Origin of the sequence: Microvirga tunisiensis (genome assembly GCF_009296175.1) — a bacterium.
GTDB classification, from domain to species: Bacteria; Pseudomonadota; Alphaproteobacteria; order Rhizobiales; family Beijerinckiaceae; genus Microvirga; species Microvirga tunisiensis.
Map to the genome: position 1 here is coordinate 1 of NZ_VOSK01000678.1, position 1,758 is coordinate 1,758.

At 65.1% G+C, this 1,758-nt stretch carries 1 protein-coding gene; it reads right to left on the bottom strand.

What is annotated here, in order from left to right:
- Positions 1-26: 26 nt before the first annotated feature.
- Positions 27-1,679 carry an ISL3 family transposase gene (locus FS320_RS42780; RefSeq protein WP_152718572.1) on the bottom strand — a complete coding sequence of 551 codons (1,653 nt, stop codon included), beginning with the start codon at positions 1,677-1,679 and terminating at the stop codon, positions 27-29.
- Between the last annotated feature and the right edge of the window lie 79 nt (positions 1,680-1,758).

Consider the following 1,758-nt stretch of genomic DNA (forward strand, 5'->3'; position numbering starts at 1 on the left):
CGCGGCTCTCCCGCACATTGCGTGGATTACGCGGCCAGGAGCACTCTCCGGCGTAGGAGATCGAAGTTGGCTCGTCCGTACATCGAGCGCTTGAAGAGTTTGAGGCGCGTGATCTGTCCCTCGGCTTGACCACTGCTCCACGGCTGTGTCAGTGCCGCGCGAACCGCAGCACTGTCCTGCTCCAGACCGGCGGCAAAGGTTTCGACAGCCCCGATGCCCGATAAGCGAGCTTCAGCAATCCATGCTGTCAGAGCCTCGATTGAAGCCTGCGCACTGTTTCGAGTCTGACGGTCACGACAACATTGACGAACCAGCGTGCAGAACCGTTGCGCCAGATCCGTCAGGAGCGCAGCCTCGCGATCCTGCCGTACTCGGGCCAGGACGGCAGCCTCAGTCGCATCAAGAGTTGCTGGAGGGCGCACAAGAAGCCATGCAAGCTGCTTGGGCGAAGGCAGCAGAGCGCCCGCCGCGGGACGGGTCGGGCTGGTTGAACGCCATTTATCGGCTGTCGTCTTCGCCGGAGCCGTTCGGCGTTCGGCCAGCCAACGATAGACCTGCTTGGGGGAGCCGGCAAAGCCGAGATCCCGTAGCTCGCGCCAGAGGGCGGTGGCGTTCTCGTGTCCCGCGGCCAGGCGTGCATGGAGGTGCGGGAGAAACGGGTCAAGAATACTCGGCCCAGGTTGGCGCACGGCACGTGCCGGGAAGCTGTCGGCTTGGGCAAACTTCCTGACGGTGCCGCGTGCCAGGCCCATCGTGCGGCTGATCGCCAACAGCGCCTCTCCACGGGCATGTCGCTGCCGGACTTCCTCATAGAGAGCCTGCCAACGATCCCGGCTGGCAGCACTGGCGGCCTGCTCGGCTCGCGTGCGAGGGTAGGCGCGGGCTCGTCGTCCTGAGGCTACAGGCGATCCCTCAACGAGGGGCAGACGCCGCAACCGAGCATGGGCTCCCGCGAGCCAGCGCTCGACCATTTGGCGGGCATTCAACAGCAAATGCCAGCGGTCCGCGACCTGAATGGCCTTGGAGGCCGTGGCCGCACCCTTTGCGTACTCACTGGAGCGGTCGCGGGCAATGATCTTGATATCGGGGTGGCGCTGGAGCCAGCCTGAGAAAGTGGACGCGGTACGGTCGGGCAAGAGCTCAATCGGTTTCCGGCGCTCCAGGTCCACCAGGATGGATCCATAAGTGCGCCCCTTCTTCATCGCCCAGTCATCAACGCCGACAATGCGCGGCGGTTGGCGCGCGGGAAGCGGCTGGTGCCGCACGAGGCGTAGGAGGGTGTCGGCACTGGCCGGCATGGCGAGATGCACGAGGAGCCTGGCACCAGGCTCCCCTCCCAGGGCGATGCCAATCCGCGCCTGTGCTTTGGTTAGTCGCCGTGTGCGCCGGGCATGAGGCTTGAGAAGATGCGGGAGAGGCTCCGTGAACGTCTGCTTCGAGCACATGTGATTGTGGCAGTAGAAGCGGCGCACTCGAACGCTGAGACGAACCTCACGCCCGAAGGACGGGAGGTCCGCCGGCTGCCGGACCGAGGAGCTGTGCACGCTGCCACTGATGTGCCGACAGGCAGGGCAGCGGCCATGGGAAGCGCGACCCTCGACTGCAACAACAAGGGCGTTCTGGCCTAGAGGAGTGACGTGGCGGATCCGGCAGCCGGGAATGAGCGAGAGCGAGTTCATGCCCCGCTCTGCCGATGGAAATCGGCGGGATCAGGTCACCTTACTGCGACTCATCCACGCAAAGTGCGGGAGAGCCGCG

What these genes read in the sequence shown, in the direction of transcription:
- FS320_RS42780 (WP_152718572.1), bottom strand. Translation starts at nt 1,679, where the DNA reads ATGAACTCGCTCTCGCTCATTCCCGGCTGCCGGATCCGCCACGTCACT.